Below are 20,458 nucleotides of genomic sequence, written 5' to 3'. Positions count from 1 at the left end.
ATGGCTTTGCCTACTTTCCCCGTAAGGAAAGTAGGTCGCCCGTAAGGGGCGAAACCCTAGAGTCCAAACACCGCGAAAACGGATCAACCCCCAATCCCAAAGTCACCCAGCGACGCGGAGCGTCTAACCAGGCATTCCCACGCGGAGCGTGGGAACGATCAACGAACCATCAACGAGACAGGTACTGCAGCCGCCTTTCCTCAAGCGAATTAATGAGTTAGGGCAAGCTGCAAGGTCAGAACATGCATCTTGCAAGCGGAACTTTTCCAATCCGGGCAATCTGCACGACAACAGCGGATCCATAAATAAATAAGCTATTGATTTAAAAGGAAAAAATAAATCGCCAGAGGTTGGCACATCACTTGCGATATACCCAGTAACCCTGCAGCCAACAGGCTTGGCGCAGATTCTGAGAAAAACAGGAGTTACTCGTATGAAGAAGTTCGCTATCGCTGCTGCTACTGCCACCGCCCTGACGCTGACCATGGCAAACGTGGCCATGGCTGAAACCGCGACCCAGGCTCCAATGCAGGTCGCCGCGGGTGAAATGACCAAAGCCAAGGAAACCACTTCCGACACCTGGATCACCACCAAGGTCAAATCGGATCTGCTGACCGAGAAAGGCATTCCAGGCTCCGACATCAAGGTTGAAACCAACAAAGGCGTGGTTTCCCTGTCGTCAACTGTCGCTGTGACCGAAGCTCAGAAAAAGACCGCTGTTGCGATCACCAAGAAAATCAAAGGCGTGAAAGCCGTCTCGGCTGATGGCCTGAAAGCCGAGTAATCAGTTTCCCAAGAGCCTGGAGAACGGACGGTTGACGGCCAGGGAGGCCGTTGGCTGGTCGATTGAAGGTTCATGCGAAGGCCATACGGATGTGGCCATTACAAGCCCCGGCGCTCGCGTCGGGGCTTGTTCTATTTGCGTCGCCTCACTTTACGGTCCCCCCTCTGCGACACAGCACAATCGATCAAGACCCTTGAGCGATTGAGGCATCACTCTGCCGATTGAAAAATCCTGTATATATTTGTACCCGGTGCGATACGTTGGTCCTATGGGCAAACGTGCAGAATGAAAACAATACTCCGCCTTTCCCTTTCAAGGGTGCAGGCAGGCGTGCACCCGCCGCCAAGACCTTTGTGCTGCCATTCCAATGACTACAGACAAGGCAATCACGCTCCCATGAAAACCGTCCCCGTTGCCCTGCCGGCGGCTCCCCGGGCGCAGGTCCCACCCGGCGTCTGGCTATTGCGCCTGGGTGCAATGGTGCTGACGTTCATCATCTTCCTGATCGACTGGCTCAGCACCCTGGATGTCGCCATTGCGGTGTTGTACGTGGTCGTCATCCTGATATCCGGCGATCTGTTCAGCCGCAGGGGCGTGGCGGCGGTCTCGGTGGGCTGTGGCGCGCTGACGCTGCTGGCCTATCTGCTGTCCCACGGGGATGCCTGGCTGACCCCCGCGTTCGCCCGTTGCCTGGTGAGTCTGGCCGCCATTGCCATCACCGCCTTTCTGGCCCTCAAGAACAAGGCATCCAGGGAAGCCCTGCAGGAGCAGGTGCATCTGCTGCACCGCAGCGAGGCCTTTCTGGCCGAGGCCCAGCGCCTGAGCCAGACCGGCAGCATCGGCCTGAAGATGCCCAGCGCGCAGATGTATTGGTCGGATGAGGCGCGGCGCATCTTCCAGTTCGATGCCCAGATGCAGCCGACGCTGGAGTACATGATCGGCCGTACTCACCCCGATGACACCCAGGATCTGAAATCCCTGATCGAACAGGCCTACGCACGGCACTCGAACATGGAAGCCGAGTTTCGCCTGCTGATGTCAGACGGCTCCTGCAAGTACGTACGCATGTTGGCGCAGCAAGTGAAGGACGCATCGGGGGACTGCGAATACATCGGTGCCCTGATGGACGTCACGGCCGCCAAGAATGCCGAGGACGCGCTGCATCGTTCCCAGAGTCAGCTGGCCCACGTCACCCGGGTCACGACCCTGGGCGAGATGGCAGCCTCCATTGCCCATGAGGTCAATCAGCCTTTGTCTGCCATCACCACCAACGCCGAGGCCGGGCTTCGCTGGTTGAACCGCGAGGTGCCGGACGTGGGCGAGGTGCGCAGCGCCATCGACCGCATCAAGAGTGAAGCGCACCGGGCCAGCGAGGTCATCCGGCGGATCCGTGCACTGTCGCGCAAGGCCGATCCGCTGCATGTTCCACTCGATCTGCGCGATGTGCTGCGGGAGTCGGCGGCGCTGGTGCAGCGCGAGATCCTGCGCAACCGGGTCCATCTGAATGTGCTGCACCCGGCCGGGCCGATGTGGGTCAAGGGGGATAAGGTGCAATTGCAACAGGTCATCATCAATCTGCTCATCAATGCGGTGCAGGCGATGTCCGGCATGCAGGGCAAGGCGCGAACCCTGTCGGCGGCAGTGGGGCTCACCGAGGGCGGCGACGTGCGCATCAGGGTCCAGGACAACGGTCCCGGCGTCTCGGCGCAGAATCTGCCGAGCCTGTTCAATCCATTTTTCACCACCAAACCTGAGGGGATGGGCATGGGCCTGTCAATTTGCCGCTCCATCATCGAGGCCCACGGCGGACGCATCTGGGCTGAAAGTGAACTCGGCCGCGGGGCTGCGCTGAGCTTCTCGATTCCGGCCCACGGGCAGGCCGGGTCATGAGCACTCCAGACAACAGCCCCGTGGTGTTCGTCGTCGATGACGACCCCGCCATTCGCGCCGGCCTGGACAGCCTGCTGCGCTCCATGGGAATGCGGGTTCACGCGTACGCCTCCGGTGCCGAATTTCTGGAGCATCCATTCGACGACAGCCCGGCGTGCCTGGTGCTGGACGTGCGCCTGCAGGGGGAGAGCGGGCTGGACTTTCAGGTGCGTCTGGCTGACATGAACGTGTGCATGCCCATCGTCTTCATCAGTGGCCATGGTGACATCGCCATGTCGGTCAAGGCGATGAAGGCAGGGGCGCTGGATTTTCTGGTCAAGCCGTTCCGCGAACAGGACCTGCTCGACGCCGTGGCCGCCGCGCTGCAGAAGGACGCCAGGCGTCGTGAAACCGGCAAGGCCGCTGCCGAACTGCGCACCCGCTACAAGGCGCTCACCGCCCGCGAGCAGGAAGTCATGGCGTATGCCGTGACTGGGCTCATGAACAAGCAGATCGCTGCCGAGATGGGCCTGAGCGAGATCACGGTGAAGATTCACCGGGGCCACGCGATGAAGAAGATGCAGGCGCGCACCTTCGCCGACCTTGTAAAGATGTCCCAGGCCCTGGCGGGGGATTGAATCCAGGGTTTGTGGGCCGGCGGTCGCGGTCATACACCCGTATACTTACGGCGCCCGGCCGGGGTCGGTAACGTGTGGGCTGTTGTCGTGTGCCTTGATGCGCACGTGTTCATGTCTGCACTCAAAGGTATTCCGCTTGCCCAGCCCCCCGATGATCGCTGTCGTCGACGATGACAACGCGGTCCGCGCCAGCCTCGACAGTCTCATCCGCTCCCTGGGCTTTGTGGTGTGCCTGTTTTCGTCCGCCGAGGACTTTCTCGCCTCTGGTCAGCTGGCCACCACCGACTGCCTGATCACCGACGTGCAGATGCCGCACATGAGCGGCGTTGAGCTGCACGAATATCTGGGCACCCAGGGCATCCGGATTCCCACCATTTTCATCACTGCCTTTCCCGAGGAAAGCGTGCGCCGGCGCGCCATGAGCGGCAGCGCTGTATGTTTCCTGGCCAAGCCTTTTCAGGCGCAGGCCCTGATTGATTGTATTGAATCGACCCTGGCCTGAATCGATCCTCCGCTGTATCAATCCATGGCTGCGAACTCATTATCAGTTGATTGAGTTGAGCAATAGGTGTGCGTCTGTGCAGTACCTATTAGTGCATCGGGCACTGTATTGGGTCATTCATCCTCAACATGAATAAGCCTGTCTCTTACAAGTCCTGTGCGTCATCAACTGACGCACCGGTTTCGGTATCGCTTGATCGGTCTCTAACCCTCAAACACGGGCCTTTGCCACGGGTGGCGTGTCATTAAAACAGCGTCAATACTTTGTATTCTGGTTATTCACGAACGCTCGAAAGTTGTGCATAGATGTTGCATGGATGTTACACATTGCCCGGTTTTCTCTGAAAGAGTGAAGATTCGACCCACTGTGTCAGATTAACCTGCACCCATATGAGTGGAGTTGCTTGAGGCAACACAACTAATCGCATTGAACTTGCAGGCCTCGCCTGAAACTCTTTTGCAGTGAGATTGAACGCGATGACCATGATGCCGCTCCTGATTTGCGACGACTCCAATATGGCGCGCAAACAGTTGATACGTGCCTTGCCTGCAGATTGGGGGGTGTCGGTCACGACCGCGACCAACGGCCACGAAGGCCTGGAGGCGATTCGCCAGGGCCTGGGCGAAGTGGTGCTGCTGGACCTGACCATGCCGGACATGGACGGCTACCAGGCGCTTGCCCTGATGCGCGCCGAAAACCTCAAGGCCAAGGTCATCGTGGTGTCCGGCGATGTGCAGCAGGAGGCCGTGCGCCGCACGCGAGAGCTGGGTGCGCTGGCCTTCCTGAAGAAACCGGCTGATCCGCTTGAGCTGCAACTGACCCTGCAACGGCTTGGCCTCCTGGGTGAGCGCACGGAAGCGCCGGTCATTGCGCCAAAGGCCGAACCCGTCGCCATCAGTTTTCACGATGCATTTCGCGAAACCGTCAACGTCGCCATGGGCCGCGCCGCTGCATTGCTGGCGCGGGTGCTGGGCGTGTTCGTGCAGTTGCCGATTCCCAACGTCAACATGCTCGAGGTGGGCGAGCTGCACATGGCGCTGGCCGACGCCCAGGGCAGCGAACGAATGACTGCCGTGTGCCAGGGCTACATCGGCGGCGGCATCGCGGGCGAGGCATTGCTGCTGTTTCATGATTCAGAAATCGCCGACATGGCGCAGTTGATGAAGATCAAGGATCGCGACTACTCGGACATGGAAATGCTCCTGGACCTGTCGTCGATCCTGATCGGTGCCTGCCTGAGCGGGATCGCCGAGCAGCTCGACATCGAGTTCTCGCAAGGCCACCCTCAGGTGCTGAACGCCCACAGCGGCATCGAGGATCTGATCCGCATCAATCAGCGGCGCTGGAAAAAGACCCTCGCGGTGGAAATCAGCTACAGCCTGGAAGGGCACAACATCCATTTCGACCTGCTGATGTTGTTCACCGAAGATTCGGTAGAGCGGCTGTCGCGCAAACTCGCCTACCTGATGAGCTGATTCATGAACGACCGCATCGACATCAAGGAGCTGCATTGGCTGTTGACCATCACCCAGAGTATCGACGTGGGGGTGGTGGTGCTCGATCAGGAGTACCGCGTGCAGGTGTGGAACACCTTCATGGAAAACCGTTCCGGAGTACTGCCGTACGAGGCCGCCAACCGCTCGTTTTTCGACCTGTTCCCCGAGGTCAACGAGCACTGGTTGCAGAAGAAGATCGACAGCGTGATCACCCTCGGCACGCCGGCGTTCACGATCTGGGAGCAGCGGCCGTACCTGGTGCGTTTCAAGAGTTACCAGCCCATCACCGGGCAGGAAGACTTCATGTACCAGAACACCACGATGTTTCCCCTGCGCGGCACCAGCGGCGAGGTCACGCACGTGTGCCTGGTGATCTACGACGTCACCGATGTGGCGACCAACCGTCAGCAATTGCAGGCCGCCAACCTCGAGTTGCAAAAGCTCTCCAGCACCGACCGCCTCACTGGCCTCTACAACCGCGGCCACTGGGAAGAGGCGCTACGCCTGGAATACGCGCGACATGTGCGCTACGGCACGACGGCGGCGCTGGTGATGTTCGACATCGATCACTTCAAGCGGGTGAACGATACCTATGGTCACCAGTGTGGCGACAAGGTGATCCAGCGCGTGGCGGATGTGATTCGCGAGCACATCCGTGACTCGGACATCGCCGGGCGCTATGGCGGGGAAGAGTACGCGGTGCTGCTGCCGGACACCGATAAATACGGTGCCGGCATGTTCGCCGAACGCCTGCGGGTAGCGGTCGAAGCCCAGGAAATCTGCCATGAGGGTGAGGTGATTCGCTGCACCATCAGCCTGGGCGTCGCCGATATGAGCCTGCTGCCCACCGATCACACCACCGTCATCGAATGGGCCGACCAGGCGCTGTATGCGTCCAAGAAGAACGGGCGCAATCAGGTGTCGTTGTTTGGCGTGGTTTGATAACCATCGCCCACACCCCGGATACACCCAGACCCTGTGGGAGCGAGCTTGCTCGCGAAGGCGTTGGATCATGCGGCCGGGTACTGACTGACCCACCGCTTTCGCGAGCAAGCTCGCTCCCACAGGGGCAGTGGGTACCGGGCTACGACAACTCTGCAAAATCACTCAACACGTCATCGCGCAACGCGATGAACCGGGCGTCGCTGCGGTTGCGTGGGCGGGGGAGGTCGATGTCGACGACGCGGCGGATGCGGCCCGGATGCGGTTGCATGACCACCACCCGGTCGCCCAGATACACCGCCTCGTCCACATCGTGGGTGACGTGAACCATGGTGATCTTTTCCTGCTGCCAGATATGCTGCAGCTCCCGCTGCAACCGTGTGCGGGTCAGGGCGTCGAGGGCGCCGAAGGGTTCGTCCAGCAGCAACACGCTGGGGCGGTTCACAAGACCCCGGGCGATGGCCACGCGCTGGGCCATGCCGCCGGAAATCTGGTGCGGGTAGGACTCGACGAAATCCTGCAGTCCCACCAGGTGGATATGTTCGCGCACTGTCTCGCGTTTTTGCGCAGGGCTCAGTGGCGCGTTCTTCAAGCCCACCGCAACGTTCTGCTCCACCGTCAGCCAGGGGAACAGCCGGTGATCCTGAAACACGATGCCACGTTCAAGGCCGGTGCCCTTGATGGGTTTTTCATCCAGCAGGATCTGCCCGTCGAAGTCCTCGTCCAGCCCCAGGATCAGCCGCAGCAAGGTCGACTTGCCGCAGCCGCTGGCGCCGACTATGGCGATGAATTCCCCGGGCGCGATGTCCAGTTGCACGTTATCGAGCACCTGCAATTGGGTGTCGGCGCTGGCGCTTGAAAAGTACTTGCTGATGTTTTCCAGACGCAGGCCATTGCCCTGCACTGCGTTGAGCGGTTGAGTGGCAGCCATGATGTACTCCTTGAATTGAAAACTAGCGCGGCGTGATGCCGTACAGCCGCTGCATACGTCGTTCGAGGCTGCGGGCCAGCAGGTTCAGGCTCCAGCCGACCAGGCCGATCACCACCATCCCGAACAGCACCAGGTCCATCATGAAGTGCTCGCTGCCGTCGATCAGGGTGTTGCCGATGCCGCTGCCGGACACCAGCAGGTACTCGGCGCCGATGGTCGCCAGCCACGAATAGACCAGCGCCAGATAGACCCCGGTGAAGATCGAGGGCAGGGCGGCCGGCAGCATCACGCCGCGAATCGTCTGCCACCGCGTGAAGCCATACACCTTGGCCACTTCCAGAAACGCAGGCGGCACGTTGCGCAGTCCGTCGCAGGTGTTGACCACCACCGGCACCAGCGCCGCCAGCGACAGAAACACCACCTTGGCCACATCCCCCAGGCCGAACCACACCGAGATCAGCGGGATCCAGGCGAAGAGTGAAATTTGCTTGAAGGTGTTGAAGCTCGGACCCACCACACGCTCGAACAGACGCGAAAAGCCCAGCAGGCAGCCTAGAACCAGGCCCAGCGCCGTACCGATGAAGAAGCCGCTGAGATTGCGTGCAAGGCTTGAAGAGATCGCCCGCCAGAACGCTTCGGAGGTGAACTGATGCCAGGCGGTGGCGGCGACTTTCTGCGGCGAAACCAGCAGGCCTGAATCGCTCCAGCCCTGGTTGGTCGCCAGCCACCAGACCGCCACGGCCACCACCGGCAAGACCCAGCCGCGATACCGACGCGTCGAAGGCGCGGCGGATGAAGTCAGCGTACTCATGCCAGCCTCCCCGGAATAACGGCGCGGCCTTTGTTCAGGCGACGCTCGACGTATTCGAAACTGCGGTCGATCAGCAGGCCCACGGCACCGACCACCACCACGGCAGCCATCACCAGATCCAGTTGGAACAGCTGGCGCCCGTAGGCGATCAGGTAACCCAGCCCTTCACTGGAGGCCAGCAGCTCGACCACCACCAGCGACAGCCAGGCCTTGGTGAAGCCCAGCCGCAGACCGGTGAAGATCGGCGCCACGGCGGACGGCAGGACAATGTCGGTAACAATCTGCCGCCGACTGAAGCCGTACGCCTGACCTACTTCCAGCAGGCGTTTGGGCACCTGATGGAACGCCTGCAAGGTGCACAGCGTGACCGGCACCAGGGCGGCGTGGGCGATCAGCACGTACTTGAGCGGCTCGCCGATGCCAAACAGCAGCAGGGCGAAGGGCATCCAGCCCAGCACCGGAATCTGCACCAGCGCGTTGAAGCTCGGCAGCAAGTAATCCTCGACAGTTTTCGACAGCCCCATCACCAGACCCAGGGTCACGCCCAGCCCCGAACCGATCAGAAAGCCCACCAGCACACGCTGCATACTGGCCGAAGCGTTGAGCCACAAATCGCCGGTGCTCGCCAGGTCCACCAGGGTCTGATAGACGAAGGCCGGCGGTGGCAGCACCTGGTCCGACAGCCAGCCCCGCTCGCTGCCCAGATACCACAGCCCGAGCAGTGCGGTGGGCAACAGCCAGGGCAGCAAGCGGTTCAGCGCGCGGGATTGCCACGCCGAACCTTGAGCTACGCGAACCACTACGCGAGGTGTAGAACGGGGCGTCGATGGTGGCAGGCGCTTGACCGGTGCCAGCGGTTTGCCAGGCACCTGCTGTTGGTCGAGTGCGGTTGCGGTCGCTCTGGCCATGACGTCAGCCTCCGTTGCTGATCGGTTTGGTCAACGCCGTGGCGTTGCCTGTCGGCGCCTTGCCGTCTGCGCCGTAAGCGGTCCAGAACTGACCCAGGCCGTTGTTCTTGATGGCCTGGTCCAGGTATCGGGTTTCGAACCAGCCATCGATGCTCACCGGGCGACGAATCATCTTCTCGTCCTTGGCCTGATCGGCGACGGACTGGTAGCGCGTGCGCAGGAAGTCATCGACCAGAGGCGAGGCACTGTCGCGCAGTTGCAGGTGTTCGAAGTCCGCCTTGAGCGAGGCCAGCGGTTCGTTGGTCTTGGCCCATTCGTTGAGCACCGCATCGCGGTTCTGTTCTTCGGACTCCCACTTGGCGGCCTTGACCAGCGTATCGACGACTTTCTGCACCTGCTCCTGATGGTCTTTCTCATAGGCGCCGCGTACCACCAGCGCGCATTGACGGGTGTAGCGCACGTCGTTGTCCGGGTTGTCGAAGATGATGTCGACCAGGCCCTGATCACGCAGCTTGAACAGCTCGCGGCCACCGAATGCGGCATCGACGCCCTTGGACGCCAGCGCCGCCTGGGTGCTGCCGTTGTCCAGGTTGATGACCTTCAGATCGCGCTCGGCCAACTTGTGGTCGGCCAGCAGATTGATCGCCACCAAGTGCGCGTTGGTGCCTCGGAACAGCGCGACTTTCTTGCCTTTGAGGTCTTCGATGGTCTTGATGTCCGAGCCTTTGGGCACGGCCACATACACATTGGAGCGCACGCCGATGGCCGCCAGCAGCTTGGTGTCCAGGCCGTTGGAGCGGCCGACCACTGCGGGCAGATCGCCCTGATAGGCAAAGTCCAGTTGCTGGTTGGACAGCGCCTCGTTCACCGCAGGGCCTGCGCCCTTGAAGAAGAACCACTGGATCTCGGTGCCGGTGCCTTCGAAGGCTTTTTCCAGCAGTTGCTGGTTGCGCACGATCCCCAGGGACGAGCCGCTGAAGGTCACCGGATCGCCACCGCCGGCGCTGGCCACGCCAATGCGCAGGACGTCGGCCTCGGCCAAGGGCATCATCAGCAGCGCCGCCAGTGCGGTAGCTACGCTCGATTTGCTGAATACAGATGTTCGCTTGGCCTTTGCCATGGGATTTCTTCCTTAAAAAGTGAGATCAGGCCGCCAGGTGTTTCTTGTCGGCTTCGGTGGCAGGGGAGAGGGTTTCGGGTGTCGGCTTGATCGCCTGGCTGGAACGGCCATCGACGCCCACCGGGATGTCACCGGCCACGGTGGTGCGGCGCACGATGCGCTGGGCCTGGCCGTAGTCATTGATCGCGATGTGCTGGGTGGCGCGGTTGTCCCAGATCACCACATCGCCTTCGCTCCAGCGCCAGCGTACGGTGTTGTCGATCTGCGTGATGCGGTCGTGGAACAGGCGGATCAATTGTTTGGAGTCGTTGCTGCTCACGCCCAGGATCTGTTTCACGAAGTGACCGAGAATCAGGCTGCGCTCGCCGGTTTCCGGGTGCACGCGCACCAGCGGATGCTCAGTCTCGTAGACCTCGGCGGTGAACTGCTCGCGGTAACGCTTGAGCCCTTCGGCGCCGGTGTCCTTGGGCGCTGCGTAGTCATACAGGTTGGTGTGCAAGGCGCGCAGGTTGTCGGCCAGTGCCTTGAGCGGCTCAGGCAGGTCAGCGTAGGCGGCTGCGGTGTTGGCCCACACGGTATCGCCACCGTAAGGCGGAATGACCACGCCGCGCAGGATGGAAATCTTCGGGTAGTTGGCGACGAAGGTGACGTCGGTGTGCCAGGAATTGGCGCGGGTTTCGCGGGAATCGAGGTTGAGGATTGCCGAGCTTTTTTCGGCAGAACGCACGGTTGGGTGCGGCACTTGATCGCCGAAGCGACGGGAGAAACTTTCATGCTGCTCATCGGTGAGGAACTGATCGCGGAAGAACAGGACCTTGTACTTGAGCAGTGCCTGATTGATGAAATCGAAGTCTTGAGCCGAGATATCGCCGGACAGTTTGATGCCGCTCAACTGGGCACCGATTCGTCCTGCAACGGGGTTGATCTGAATCGCCATCGCCTGAACTCCTGTTTAGGTTGTTGTGGCTCAGATCATAAAGATATAAATCAGCAGCGCGCTAATCACCTTTTGTCATAAATATAGAAGGTATGTTTATGCGGGTCGTTTATGAAGATAACTAATCTTCATAACGATATTCGAATGATTTGTATGAGGAAAAGAGAAAGGTAGCCCGCAGGCTACCCGAAAGGCGTTTCTTCGATGCCTTGCACACCGGGCCTCAACGCGAACACGCCACCGGCCAGCGGCTGATCGCTGACATCGCCCGCAGGGCGAATCGAGGTCACGAACAACGTATCCAGATCCCGACCGCCAAAAGCGCACATCGCCGGTTTCTTAACGGGCACCGCCAAGGACCGGTCCAGTTTGCCTTCAGGCGTGAAACGGTGGATCAGGCCGGCATCGTTGCCGCAAATCCAGTAGCAGCCATCGGCATCGACCGCCGCGCCGTCGGGGCGACCGGGGTGCTGGTTCATGTCGACGAACAAGCGGCGGTTGCGTGGCGTACCGCTGTCGATGTCGTAATCGAAGGCCCAGATTTTCTGCACGTCGGGATGGGAGTCGGAGAGGTACATGATGCGGCCGTCGGGGCTGAAACCCAGGCCGTTGGGCACGATCATGCTGTCCAGTTGCGCTGCCAGCGGGTCGCGCTGCCCCGCGTCGTAGCGGTAGAGCGAACCGACGACGGCGGCCTGGCCCATGTCCATGAACATGGTACCGGCCCAGAAGCGCCCCTGACGGTCGCAACGGCCATCGTTGAAGCGCATGTTCGGGCGCAGGTGAGCAACCGCGCTGAGAAGCTCTGACGCGAGGCTGCCGTCATCCTGGGGGCGAACGCGATAGAGACCGTCCTCCATCCCTGCCAGCCAGCTGCCATCGCGATGACGGGCGATGCAGGCGAGCATCTGCGGCGCCTGCCAGCTCTGCGTACAGTCATCCAGCGGGCTCCAACGATGCAGTCGCCCCGCCGGAATATCGACCCAGTACAGCGCCTGTTCCTGCGCGCTCCACACCGGGCTTTCACCGGTGGCGTTGCGCGCGTCGAGGATCAATTCAGCCTGCATGGCACTCGTTCTCCGAGGTGGAAAAAGACGGGTTCAATCGTGCAATCACCCAGGCGGCAATCACGCGTCGCCAAACGGCCCCGACGCCACGAACGCGCCGCCCTGATAGACCATCGCCGGATCATCGGCGGCAGGCGCCGGCTGTGCCTCCACCTTGGCGCGGAACGGCTCGGAGCTGTCCTTGGGCTGGTAGTTCAGATGGCTGGCCAGGCGGTTGTCCCACCACACCTTTTCGTTATTCGACGCGCCGTACACCACAGTGTGGCCGACATCGGGCGTGAACAGCCCGCGCTCGATCAACTGGGTCAGGTCGTCGTAACTCAACCAACTGCTCAGCATCCGGCGGTTCTGCGCTTCGGGGAACGAGGAGCCGATGCGGATGCTCACGGTTTCGATGCCGTACCGATCGAAATAGAAACTGGCCAGGTCTTCACCGTAGGACTTGGACAGGCCGTAGTAGCTGTCCGGGCGCTTCACGGCGCTGGCGTCGATGGTCTGGTCCTGGCGATAGAAGCCGATCACGTGGTTGGAGCTGGCGAAGATAACCCGCTTTACGCCATGGCGACGGGCCGCTTCGTACAGGTGGTAAGTGCCGCAGATGTTCGGGCCGAGGATGTCTTCGAACGAGTGCTCGGTGGACACACCGCCAAAGTGCACGATGGCATCCACGCCTTCGACCAGTTGATGAACGGCGGCTTTGTCAGCCAGGTCGCATCGCTGCACTTCTTCGCGAGCGCCAGCAGCGGGGGCCATTTCGGCAATATCGGACAGACGGATGATAGTGGCGTACGGGCGCAGGCTTTCACGCAACACCTTGCCGAGCCCGCCTGCGGCGCCTGTCAGCAGAATGCGGTTGAAAGGTGCATGGGCGCTGGATTGAGTCATCGTTAGAAGCCCTGATCAGGATGTTGTTCTTATTGATGTCATCGGTTGTCGTATGACATATGCCCGGATTATCTGCACCCATCATGAACTTTGTCAACGCGAGGGGGTTTGTGTGAAAGCTCCGTAGGTGAGCCTTGTTGCTCACGATCTGAGGCGAAATCTTCGGTTACGGGAGGGGCATTGAACCATTCATCCCAAGCCGTTGATTCCGATGCCGGTTCGGTTTCCTTTTCCATTCCCACCTCCCTTTCTTGCGGCTGGGCAATGAGCATACGGTATGAGGGAGCTTTGATCGAGCGTGGTGAGCCGCTGCACGGGCCTGTTGCGAACCCCGATCTTCTCTGCTAATTTCGAAAATGTTAACGATGACATTTCCGCTTTAACAATAAAAACAACGGGATTTTTCGCTATGACAATCCGCCTCAAGCAAGGCTTCTCCGCCGTTTTCTGTTCGCTCGCCGTGGCTGTGGCGTGCGCTGGCTCCTTCACCGTTCAAGCGGCTGACAGCAAGGCCGGCCCGCTGAAGATCGGTGCCTCGTTTCAAGAGATCAACAACCCCTATTTCGTGACCATGAAGGACGCCCTTCAGGACGCCAGCGGCAGTATTGGCGCGACGTTGTTGGTCACCGATGCGCGTCACGATGTTTCCAAGCAGATCAGCGACATCGAAGACATGCTGCAAAAGGGCATCGACGTATTGATCATCAACCCGACCGATTCGGTGGGCGTGCAGTCGGCCGTCAAACAGGCCCATGACAAAGGCGTGGTAGTGGTTGCGGTGGATGCGCAGGCCAGCGGGCCGCTGGATTCGTTCGTCGGCTCCAAGAACTACGACGCAGGCGTTCAGGCCTGTGAATACCTGGCCACCCACATCGGCGGCAAAGGCGACGTCGGGATTCTCGATGGCATCGCGGTGGTGCCGATCCTTGAGCGCGTGCGCGGCTGCAAGGACGCCCTGGCCAAGCACCCGGACATCAAGATTGTCAGCATCCAGAACGGCAAGCAGGAACGCGACCAGGCACTGAGCGTGACCGAGAACATGCTGCAGGCGCAGCCGAACCTCAAGGGCCTGTTCAGCGTCAACGACAACGGCTCGATGGGCGCACTGGCGGCGATCGAATCCAGTGGTCGTGACGTCAAGCTGACCAGCGTCGACGGCGCACCGGAAGCGGTGAAGGAAATCCAGAAGCCGGGCAGCAAGTTCATCGCCACCTCCGCTCAATACCCGCGTGATCAGGTGCGTCTGGCCCTGGGCCTTGCGCTCGCCAAGAAGTGGGGCTCGCAAGTTCCGGCGACTATCCCGGTGGACATCCTGCTGGTGGATCAGGACAAGGCCAAGACCTTCACCTGGTAACCCAGACGCTGCTGCCCGCCTGACATTTTTCACGTTTGGCGGGCGGCGCGGATTCACGTGCGCTGCAGTTTGACGAGGTGCCCATGAGCTGCCTTCTGCAACTGGAAAACATCTGTAAAAGCTACCCCGGCGTGCATGCGCTCAAGTCGATCAACCTTGAGGTCGAGCGCGGCGAGATTCATGCCTTGCTCGGCGAGAACGGCGCGGGCAAGTCGACGCTGATGAAGATCCTTGCCGGTGTCGAGCATCAGGACAAAGGCAGCATTCGCATCGACGGCGCCGAACAGCATTTCGCGACCTACAACGAAGCCATCGCCGCCGGCGTCGGCATCGTGTTTCAGGAATTCAGCCTGATCCCGTACCTCAATGCCGTGGAAAACATTTTCCTGGGCCATGAAATCGTCAACGGTTTCGGCCTGCTGCGCAAAGGCGAGATGCGCGAGAAAGCCATCGCGCTGTTTGATCGCCTTGGGGTCAAGATCAACCTCGATTGCTCGGTGCAGCACCTGAGCGTGGCCGAGCAGCAGTTCGTGGAAATTGCCAAGGCGCTGGCGCTGGAAGCGCGTCTGCTGATTCTCGATGAGCCCACCGCCACCCTGACCCCGTCCGAAGCCGAGCTGTTGTTCGACATCATGCGCGAGCTGAAAAGCCAGGGCGTGGCGGTGATCTTCATCTCTCATCATCTGGAGGAAATCTTCCAGGTGTGTGACCGCATCAGCGTGCTGCGCGACGGCGCGAATGTCGGTGCGCTGACCGTGGCCGACAGTGACATCGACACCCTGGTGGAGATGATGGTGGGGCGGCGTCTGGAGGCGAGCTTTCCACCCAAACCCGACAAACCGCTGGGCGACGTGGTGCTGCAAGTGCGTGACATCCAGCTGACCCGCAACGGTCCGCACAACAGCTTCAACCTGCACAAGGGCGAGATTCTCGGTTTTGCCGGGCTGGTCGGCTCCGGGCGCACCGAGCTTGCGCTGGGAGTGATCGGCGCGCTGCCGGTGGTGAGCAAGGACGTGCTGTTGCGCGGCCAGCCGGTCAATCTCAGCGATCCGGCCCATGCGCTGGCCAATGGCATCGGGCTGCTGCCCGAGAGTCGCAAGAGCGAGGGGCTGATCGTCGATTTCAGCATTCGCGAAAACATCTCGTTGAACAACCTGGGCAAGTACGAAAGCGCCGTTCACTTGCTCGACCGGCACAGGGAAGACACCACGACGGCGGAGCTGATGAAGCAGCTGTCGATCAAGGCGCCGTCCTGCGAAAGCCGGGTACTGAACCTCAGCGGCGGCAATCAGCAGAAGGTGGTGATCGCGCGCTGGATCAACCATCACTGCGACATCCTGATCTTCGACGAACCGACCCGAGGCATCGACGTGGGTGCGAAAGCGGAGATCTACAACCTGATGCGCAAACTCACCGAACAAGGCTTCGCGATCATCATGATTTCTTCGGAACTGCCGGAAGTCATCGGCATGTGCGACCGCGTAGCCGTCTTCAACAAGGGCGCCATCGTCAACGTGCTGCAGGCCGGCGACATCAACCCGCAAGAAGTGATGCGCCATGCCACCGGGAGTCTGAACAGTGAACACGTCCATTAAAACCATGACCGCCCAACCCAACCGTCTGAAGATCAATTTCGCCCAACTGATCCGCTCCCCGGCGTTCTATCCCTTCGTCGGGCTGGTGGTGGTGACGGTCTTCATGATCTTCGCCAGCGACAAGTTCCTCACCGGGGCGAACCTGGAAAACATCGCCCGGCAGGTGTCGATCAACGCGATCATCGCCGTGGGCATGACCTGCGTGATTCTCACCGGCGGCATCGATCTTTCGGTCGGGCCGGTGATGGCGCTGTCTGGCACCTTGACCACGGGGTTGATGGTGGCAGGCGTGCCGGCGCCGATTGCGATCCTGATCGGCTTGCTTATCGGCGTGGGCTTTGGGGTGGGCAACGGCATCTTCGTCGCTTACCTGAAGATGCCGCCAATCATCGTGACCCTCGCCACCATGGGCATCGCCCGCGGGCTGGGCCTGATGTACACCGACGGTTACCCGATCTCCGGCATGCCGGACTGGTTCGCCTGGTTCGGGCGCGGCACCCTGTTCGGGATCCAGGTGCCGATCCTGATCATGTTGCTGACCTATTTCTTCGCCTGGGTGCTGCTGCAACACACGCGCATCGGGCGTTACGTCTACGCCATCGGCGGCAACGAAGAAGCGGTGCGCCTGTCTGGCGTGCGGGCTTCGCGGTTCAAGTTGCTGGTGTATTCGATCAGCGGTCTGACGGCAGCGATTGCCGGGCTGGTGCTGTCTTCGCGCCTGATGAGCGGGCAGCCGAACGCCGGGGTCGGCTTCGAACTGGACGCCATCGCCGCAGTGGTGCTGGGCGGTGCGTCGATTGCCGGCGGTCGCGGCGTGATCATCGGCACCCTGGTTGGGGCCATGCTGTTGGGCGTGCTCAACAACGGCTTGAACATGCTGGGCGTATCGCCCTATGTGCAGAGCGTGATCAAGGGCGCAATCATTTTGCTGGCGATTTTCATCAGTCGGCAGCGGCATAAATAAATTTGGTGGTGCCTGATCGGGCCCCTTCGCGGGCAAGCCCGCTCCCACAGAGAACCATGCAAACCCGGTGGGAGCGGGCTCGCCCGCGAAGAGGCCGGTCCAGGCACCGATAAATCCCGGCAATCCCAGCCGTTATCCAAACATCCCAACAGGTGAACCGACATGGAACAAAACACAAAAACCACCATGCAAGCCGTCGTCTGCCACGCGCCGAAGGACTACCGTCTGGAGCGCATCAGCAAGCCGGTGGCCCGCGCCAATGAACTGGTGATTCGCATCGGCGCCTGCGGCATCTGCGCCAGTGACTGCAAATGCCACTCGGGCGCGGCCATGTTCTGGGGTGGCGAGAGCCCGTGGGTCAAGGCGCCGGTGGTGCCGGGCCACGAATTCTTCGGCTACGTGGATTCGCTGGGCGAGGGCGCTGAAGAGCACTTCGGCGTGGAGGTCGGTGACAAGGTCATCGCCGAGCAGATCGTGCCCTGCGAGAAGTGCAAGTTCTGCAAATCCGGCAAGTACTGGATGTGCGAAGTGCACAACATCTTCGGCTTCCAGAAGGACGTCGCCGAGGGCGGCATGGCGCAGTACATGCGCATCCCGAAAACCGCCATCGTGCACAAGATTCCCGAGTCCGTATCGCTTGAAGACTCGGCGCTGATCGAGCCGATGGCCTGTTCGATCCACACCGTCAACCGTGGCGACGTGCAACTGGACGACGTGCTGGTGATCGCAGGTGCGGGCACTCTTGGTCTGTGCATGGTGCAGGTCGCCGCGCTGAAAACGCCGAAGAAACTGGTGGTCATCGACATGGTCGACGAGCGCCTTGAACTGGCGAAGAAATTCGGCGCCGACGTGGTCATCAACCCCAGCCGCGACAACGCCCGCGAGATCATCAATGGCCTCACCGACGGTTATGGCTGCGACGTGTACATCGAAACCACCGGCGTTCCGGTGGGTGTCACCCAGGGGCTGGACCTGATTCGCAAACTGGGTCGTTTCGTCGAGTTCAGTGTGTTCGGCGCCGAGACCAGTGCCGACTGGTCGATCATTGGCGACCGCAAGGAACTGGACGTGCGCGGCGCCCACCTGGGGCCGTACTGCTACCCGATTGCCATCGACCTGTTCGAACGCGGGCTGGTCACATCCGAAGGCATCGTGACCCATGACTTCGGCCTGGATGACTACGCCGAAGCGTTCGCCCTCGCGGACTCGACCCGGTCGATCAAGGTGCTCTTGAAACCCGTGAGTTGAAACCGGCCCTTGTAGCAGCACGGCTTGCCGGCGGGGGCGTATTTGAAATCGCTCCCGCCGGCAAGCCGTGCTGCTACGGAGGGGGGCGCTGCGAGCCTTAGCGAATACCCAATAACAAGAGAGCGCACGAAGATGGAATACGTCATCGGGGTCGACATCGGCACCCAGAGCACCAAGGCATTGCTGGTGGATGCTTCGGGCCAGATCGTCGCGCAGCACAGCCAGGGCTACAAGGTCGACACGCCCCGGCCGCGCTGGGCCGAGCAATGGCCCGAAGTCTGGCTCGACGCCGTAGAAGCCTGCATCGCCGGTTGCATGCGCAAAAGCGGCGTGCCCAAAGACAGCGTCAAATCCCTTTGCGTCAGCAGCCTGTATGGCGGTTCCGGCATCGCAGTCGATGCCCGGATCAAACCGCTGTACCCCTGCCTGATCTGGATGGATCGCCGGGCTGAAGAGCAGGTCGAGTGGGTCAATCGCAATGTCGATCTCGAACGCTTATACGCGATCACCGGCAACTCGGTGGACAGCTATTACGGCTTCACCAAGATGCTCTGGCTCAAGGACAGACAGCCCGACGTCTGGGCTGAAATCCGCTACCTGCTGCCGCCCAACAGCTACATCAACTACTGCCTGAGCGGCGAGATCGCGGTGGATCACAGTTCGGCGGGCAACATCGGGGGTGTCTACGATGTGAACGCCCGGGCCTGGTCCGGCGAGATGCTGGACGCGCTGGGCATCCCCCGGGCGATGATGCCCGAGCGGCTGGTGCATTCGGGGGATGTGGTCGGCGGGTTGCTGGACGAGTGGGCCGAGCGCCTGGGGCTGAACGCTGGCATTCCATTGCTCGGCGGTGGCGTCGATGCGGCCATGGCGACCTTCGCCGCCGGGGTGACCCAGGCCGGCAACCATGTGGCGATGATTGGCACCAGCATGTGCTGGGGCTATCTGAATCAGCAGGTCGATGCGCGGCACGGGCTGGTGAGTTTTCCCCACGTGTTCAACGGCGCCAAAGACCTCTACATCTTTGGTGGTGCGATCACCGCCGGGGCTTCGGTGAGCTGGTTTCGCGAGCAGTTCTGCCAGGCCGAAGAACAGCAGGCCCGCGAGATCGGTGAAGACAGTCACGCCATTCTGGAGCGTGCCGCGATGAACATCCCCGCAGGCAGCGAAGGGGTGTTGTTTCAACCCTACCTGATGGGCGAGCGCAGCCCGGTCTGGGACCCCAAGGCCAGCGGCAGTTTCGTCGGACTGACCCTGTTCCACAGTCGCATTCACCTGTACCGAGCGGTGCTGGAGGGCGTCACCTTCGCGTTGCGCCATAACATCGAGGCCGGCACCCGGGGCGCGCAATCGCTGGACCCAAGGCTGATCGTGGTTGGCGGCGCGAGCCATTCGGACCTGTGGATGCAGATCATCGCCGACGTCACCAACTTCCCGGTGTACACCATCGTCCAGGAAGTGGAAGCAGCGCTGGGCGCGGCATTGCTGGCGGCCCATGCGGTGGGCCTGGTGGACGAGGAACAGGTGCACAAAGGCTGGGTGCAACTTGAGCGCCGCGCCGAGCCCAATGCTGAAAACGTCGCGCTGTACTCGCGTTTGTTCGCTGACTACGTGGCGCTGTATCCGGCGCTCAAACCCATCATGCATCGCCTGCAGGGAGCCTGAATGTGAGTAACGTTCGTTTTGATTTCACAGGCCAGCGAGTGCTGGTGACCGGCGCCAGCAGCGGCATTGGCAGGGAAGTGGCGCAGCAGTTGCTGGCCTGCGGCGCCGAGGTCTATGCCATGGGCCGCGACCGCACGGCACTGGCGGCGCTCGGCTGCCAGGCGATCAGTGTGGACATGGCCGATCAGGCGCAACTGGCCGCGGTGCTGGCCGAGCTTCCGGTGATGCACGGGCTGGTGAACTGTGCGGGCATTTCCATTCTGGAACCGGCTGCGGCGGTCAGCGCCGAGGCGTTCGATCAGGTCATGACGGTCAACGTGCGCGCTGCCGCGATGGTGGCGGCGAGCGTGGCCAGGGCGATGATCGAGGCCAGGGTGGCGGGCAGTATCGTCAACGTGTCGAGCCAGGCCTCGCTGGTGGCGCTGGACGATCACCTGAGTTACTGCGCGTCCAAGGGCGCGATGGACGCCATGACTCGCGTGCAGTGTGGCGAATGGGGCCGGCACGGGATTCGGGTCAACAGCGTCAACCCGACCGTGACCCTCACCCCCATGGCGCAGATGGCCTGGAGCGAACCGAGCAAGCGCGACCCGGCGTTGGCGGCGATTCCTCTTGGGCGATTTGCCGAGACGTCAGAAGTGGCCGGGCCGATCCTGTTCCTGCTCAGCAGCGCGGCGTCGATGATCAGCGGGATATCGATGCCGATTGATGGGGGCTACACCAGCCGCTAAAAATCGATGGT

Annotated in this window: 19 protein-coding genes; 12 read left to right on the top strand and 7 right to left on the bottom strand. The window is 61.3% G+C overall.

All coding sequences use genetic code 11. The features are described from left to right. The first annotated feature begins 433 nt into the window (after positions 1–433). From NPS29_RS27075 to NPS29_RS27050, 6 genes are all read left to right on the top strand, one after another. Positions 434–784 carry a BON domain-containing protein gene (locus NPS29_RS27075; protein ID WP_274136494.1) on the top strand — a complete coding sequence of 117 codons (351 nt, stop codon included), beginning with the start codon at positions 434–436 and terminating at the stop codon, positions 782–784. A 396-nt stretch (positions 785–1,180) separates the two neighbouring features. Beyond that, entirely contained in the window at positions 1,181–2,674 is a 1,494-nt protein-coding gene (locus tag NPS29_RS27070) for a PAS domain-containing sensor histidine kinase (protein WP_274136493.1), read from the top strand. Further along, positions 2,671–3,291, top strand: coding sequence for a response regulator transcription factor (locus tag NPS29_RS27065; protein WP_274136492.1), 621 nt, complete (start codon positions 2,671–2,673; stop codon positions 3,289–3,291). Before NPS29_RS27070 ends, NPS29_RS27065 begins: the two co-directional genes overlap by 4 nt. A gap of 136 nt (positions 3,292–3,427) precedes the next feature. After that, positions 3,428–3,793, top strand: a complete 366-nt coding sequence (locus tag NPS29_RS27060) for a response regulator transcription factor (RefSeq protein ID WP_274136491.1) — start codon at positions 3,428–3,430, stop codon at positions 3,791–3,793. Between the two features lie 476 nt (positions 3,794–4,269). Next, positions 4,270–5,268 (top strand): response regulator, encoded by a 999-nt coding sequence (locus NPS29_RS27055; protein ID WP_274136490.1) that lies wholly within the window; start codon positions 4,270–4,272, stop codon positions 5,266–5,268. A 3-nt stretch (positions 5,269–5,271) separates the two neighbouring features. After that, on the top strand, positions 5,272–6,231 hold the full coding sequence (locus tag NPS29_RS27050) for a sensor domain-containing diguanylate cyclase (protein WP_274136489.1): 960 nt from the start codon (positions 5,272–5,274) through the stop codon (positions 6,229–6,231). A 142-nt stretch (positions 6,232–6,373) separates the two neighbouring features. Here the strand turns inward: NPS29_RS27050 and NPS29_RS27045 are convergent, their stop codons facing one another. The 7 genes from NPS29_RS27045 to NPS29_RS27015 form a co-directional block, all read right to left on the bottom strand. Then, the gene (locus NPS29_RS27045) at positions 6,374–7,162 is read right to left on the bottom strand and encodes an ABC transporter ATP-binding protein (RefSeq protein ID WP_425312559.1); all 789 of its coding nucleotides are present in this window, start codon (positions 7,160–7,162) and stop codon (positions 6,374–6,376) included. Positions 7,163–7,184: 22 nt separating this feature from the next. Further along, the gene (locus NPS29_RS27040; protein ID WP_274136488.1) at positions 7,185–7,973 is read right to left on the bottom strand and encodes an ABC transporter permease; all 789 of its coding nucleotides are present in this window, start codon (positions 7,971–7,973) and stop codon (positions 7,185–7,187) included. Continuing rightward, positions 7,970–8,881, bottom strand: a complete 912-nt coding sequence (locus NPS29_RS27035; protein WP_274136487.1) for an ABC transporter permease — start codon at positions 8,879–8,881, stop codon at positions 7,970–7,972. The genes NPS29_RS27040 and NPS29_RS27035 overlap by 4 nt, the downstream gene beginning before the upstream one ends. Positions 8,882–8,885: 4 nt before the next feature. Beyond that, positions 8,886–10,001 carry an ABC transporter substrate-binding protein gene (locus NPS29_RS27030; protein WP_274136486.1) on the bottom strand — a complete coding sequence of 372 codons (1,116 nt, stop codon included), beginning with the start codon at positions 9,999–10,001 and terminating at the stop codon, positions 8,886–8,888. Between the two features lie 25 nt (positions 10,002–10,026). After that, positions 10,027–10,938: a TauD/TfdA dioxygenase family protein gene (locus NPS29_RS27025; protein ID WP_274136485.1), complete on the bottom strand. Its 912-nt coding sequence runs from the start codon at positions 10,936–10,938 to the stop codon at positions 10,027–10,029. Between the two features lie 182 nt (positions 10,939–11,120). Beyond that, the gene (locus NPS29_RS27020; RefSeq protein ID WP_274136484.1) at positions 11,121–12,005 is read right to left on the bottom strand and encodes a glucurono-1,5-lactonase; all 885 of its coding nucleotides are present in this window, start codon (positions 12,003–12,005) and stop codon (positions 11,121–11,123) included. 60 nt (positions 12,006–12,065) lie between these two features. Further along, positions 12,066–12,890 carry an NAD-dependent epimerase/dehydratase family protein gene (locus NPS29_RS27015; protein ID WP_274136483.1) on the bottom strand — a complete coding sequence of 275 codons (825 nt, stop codon included), beginning with the start codon at positions 12,888–12,890 and terminating at the stop codon, positions 12,066–12,068. Positions 12,891–13,299: 409 nt separating this feature from the next. On the opposite strand from NPS29_RS27015, the gene NPS29_RS27010 reads away from it, so the two are divergent. From NPS29_RS27010 to NPS29_RS26985, 6 genes are all read left to right on the top strand, one after another. After that, positions 13,300–14,244: a substrate-binding domain-containing protein gene (locus NPS29_RS27010; RefSeq protein ID WP_274136482.1), complete on the top strand. Its 945-nt coding sequence runs from the start codon at positions 13,300–13,302 to the stop codon at positions 14,242–14,244. 83 nt (positions 14,245–14,327) lie between these two features. Continuing rightward, on the top strand, positions 14,328–15,839 hold the full coding sequence (locus NPS29_RS27005; RefSeq protein ID WP_274136481.1) for a sugar ABC transporter ATP-binding protein: 1,512 nt from the start codon (positions 14,328–14,330) through the stop codon (positions 15,837–15,839). Between the two features lie 4 nt (positions 15,840–15,843). Then, positions 15,844–16,803 (top strand): ABC transporter permease, encoded by a 960-nt coding sequence (locus NPS29_RS27000; protein ID WP_337993921.1) that lies wholly within the window; start codon positions 15,844–15,846, stop codon positions 16,801–16,803. A gap of 162 nt (positions 16,804–16,965) precedes the next feature. Further along, positions 16,966–18,051, top strand: coding sequence for an alcohol dehydrogenase catalytic domain-containing protein (locus tag NPS29_RS26995; protein ID WP_274136480.1), 1,086 nt, complete (start codon positions 16,966–16,968; stop codon positions 18,049–18,051). A 132-nt stretch (positions 18,052–18,183) separates the two neighbouring features. Beyond that, complete coding sequence (locus tag NPS29_RS26990) at positions 18,184–19,716, top strand: FGGY-family carbohydrate kinase (RefSeq protein ID WP_274136479.1); 1,533 nt, start codon at positions 18,184–18,186, stop codon at positions 19,714–19,716. 2 nt (positions 19,717–19,718) lie between these two features. Then, the gene (locus NPS29_RS26985; protein WP_274136478.1) at positions 19,719–20,447 is read left to right on the top strand and encodes an SDR family oxidoreductase; all 729 of its coding nucleotides are present in this window, start codon (positions 19,719–19,721) and stop codon (positions 20,445–20,447) included. Positions 20,448–20,458: the final 11 nt, after the last annotated feature.

The sequence above is a fragment of the Pseudomonas putida genome (genome assembly GCF_028682175.1).
In the GTDB taxonomy this organism is placed as follows: domain Bacteria; phylum Pseudomonadota; class Gammaproteobacteria; order Pseudomonadales; family Pseudomonadaceae; genus Aquipseudomonas; species Aquipseudomonas putida_AD.
This window is presented reverse-complemented; position numbering and strand designations above follow the sequence as displayed.

What these genes read in the sequence shown, in the direction of transcription:
- NPS29_RS27075 (WP_274136494.1), top strand. Translation starts at nt 434, where the DNA reads ATGAAGAAGTTCGCTATCGCTGCTGCTACTGCCACCGCCCTGACGCTG.
- NPS29_RS27050 (WP_274136489.1), top strand. Translation starts at nt 5,272, where the DNA reads ATGAACGACCGCATCGACATCAAGGAGCTGCATTGGCTGTTGACCATC.
- NPS29_RS27010 (WP_274136482.1), top strand. Translation starts at nt 13,300, where the DNA reads ATGACAATCCGCCTCAAGCAAGGCTTCTCCGCCGTTTTCTGTTCGCTC.
- NPS29_RS26990 (WP_274136479.1), top strand. Translation starts at nt 18,184, where the DNA reads ATGGAATACGTCATCGGGGTCGACATCGGCACCCAGAGCACCAAGGCA.
- NPS29_RS27040 (WP_274136488.1), bottom strand. Translation starts at nt 7,973, where the DNA reads ATGAGTACGCTGACTTCATCCGCCGCGCCTTCGACGCGTCGGTATCGC.
- NPS29_RS27020 (WP_274136484.1), bottom strand. Translation starts at nt 12,005, where the DNA reads ATGCAGGCTGAATTGATCCTCGACGCGCGCAACGCCACCGGTGAAAGC.
- NPS29_RS27030 (WP_274136486.1), bottom strand. Translation starts at nt 10,001, where the DNA reads ATGGCAAAGGCCAAGCGAACATCTGTATTCAGCAAATCGAGCGTAGCT.
- NPS29_RS27000 (WP_337993921.1), top strand. Translation starts at nt 15,844, where the DNA reads ATGACCGCCCAACCCAACCGTCTGAAGATCAATTTCGCCCAACTGATC.
- NPS29_RS27055 (WP_274136490.1), top strand. Translation starts at nt 4,270, where the DNA reads ATGACCATGATGCCGCTCCTGATTTGCGACGACTCCAATATGGCGCGC.
- NPS29_RS27025 (WP_274136485.1), bottom strand. Translation starts at nt 10,938, where the DNA reads ATGGCGATTCAGATCAACCCCGTTGCAGGACGAATCGGTGCCCAGTTG.
- NPS29_RS27015 (WP_274136483.1), bottom strand. Translation starts at nt 12,890, where the DNA reads ATGACTCAATCCAGCGCCCATGCACCTTTCAACCGCATTCTGCTGACA.
- NPS29_RS27005 (WP_274136481.1), top strand. Translation starts at nt 14,328, where the DNA reads ATGAGCTGCCTTCTGCAACTGGAAAACATCTGTAAAAGCTACCCCGGC.
- NPS29_RS27070 (WP_274136493.1), top strand. Translation starts at nt 1,181, where the DNA reads ATGAAAACCGTCCCCGTTGCCCTGCCGGCGGCTCCCCGGGCGCAGGTC.
- NPS29_RS27045 (WP_425312559.1), bottom strand. Translation starts at nt 7,162, where the DNA reads ATGGCTGCCACTCAACCGCTCAACGCAGTGCAGGGCAATGGCCTGCGT.
- NPS29_RS27035 (WP_274136487.1), bottom strand. Translation starts at nt 8,881, where the DNA reads ATGGCCAGAGCGACCGCAACCGCACTCGACCAACAGCAGGTGCCTGGC.
- NPS29_RS27065 (WP_274136492.1), top strand. Translation starts at nt 2,671, where the DNA reads ATGAGCACTCCAGACAACAGCCCCGTGGTGTTCGTCGTCGATGACGAC.
- NPS29_RS26995 (WP_274136480.1), top strand. Translation starts at nt 16,966, where the DNA reads ATGGAACAAAACACAAAAACCACCATGCAAGCCGTCGTCTGCCACGCG.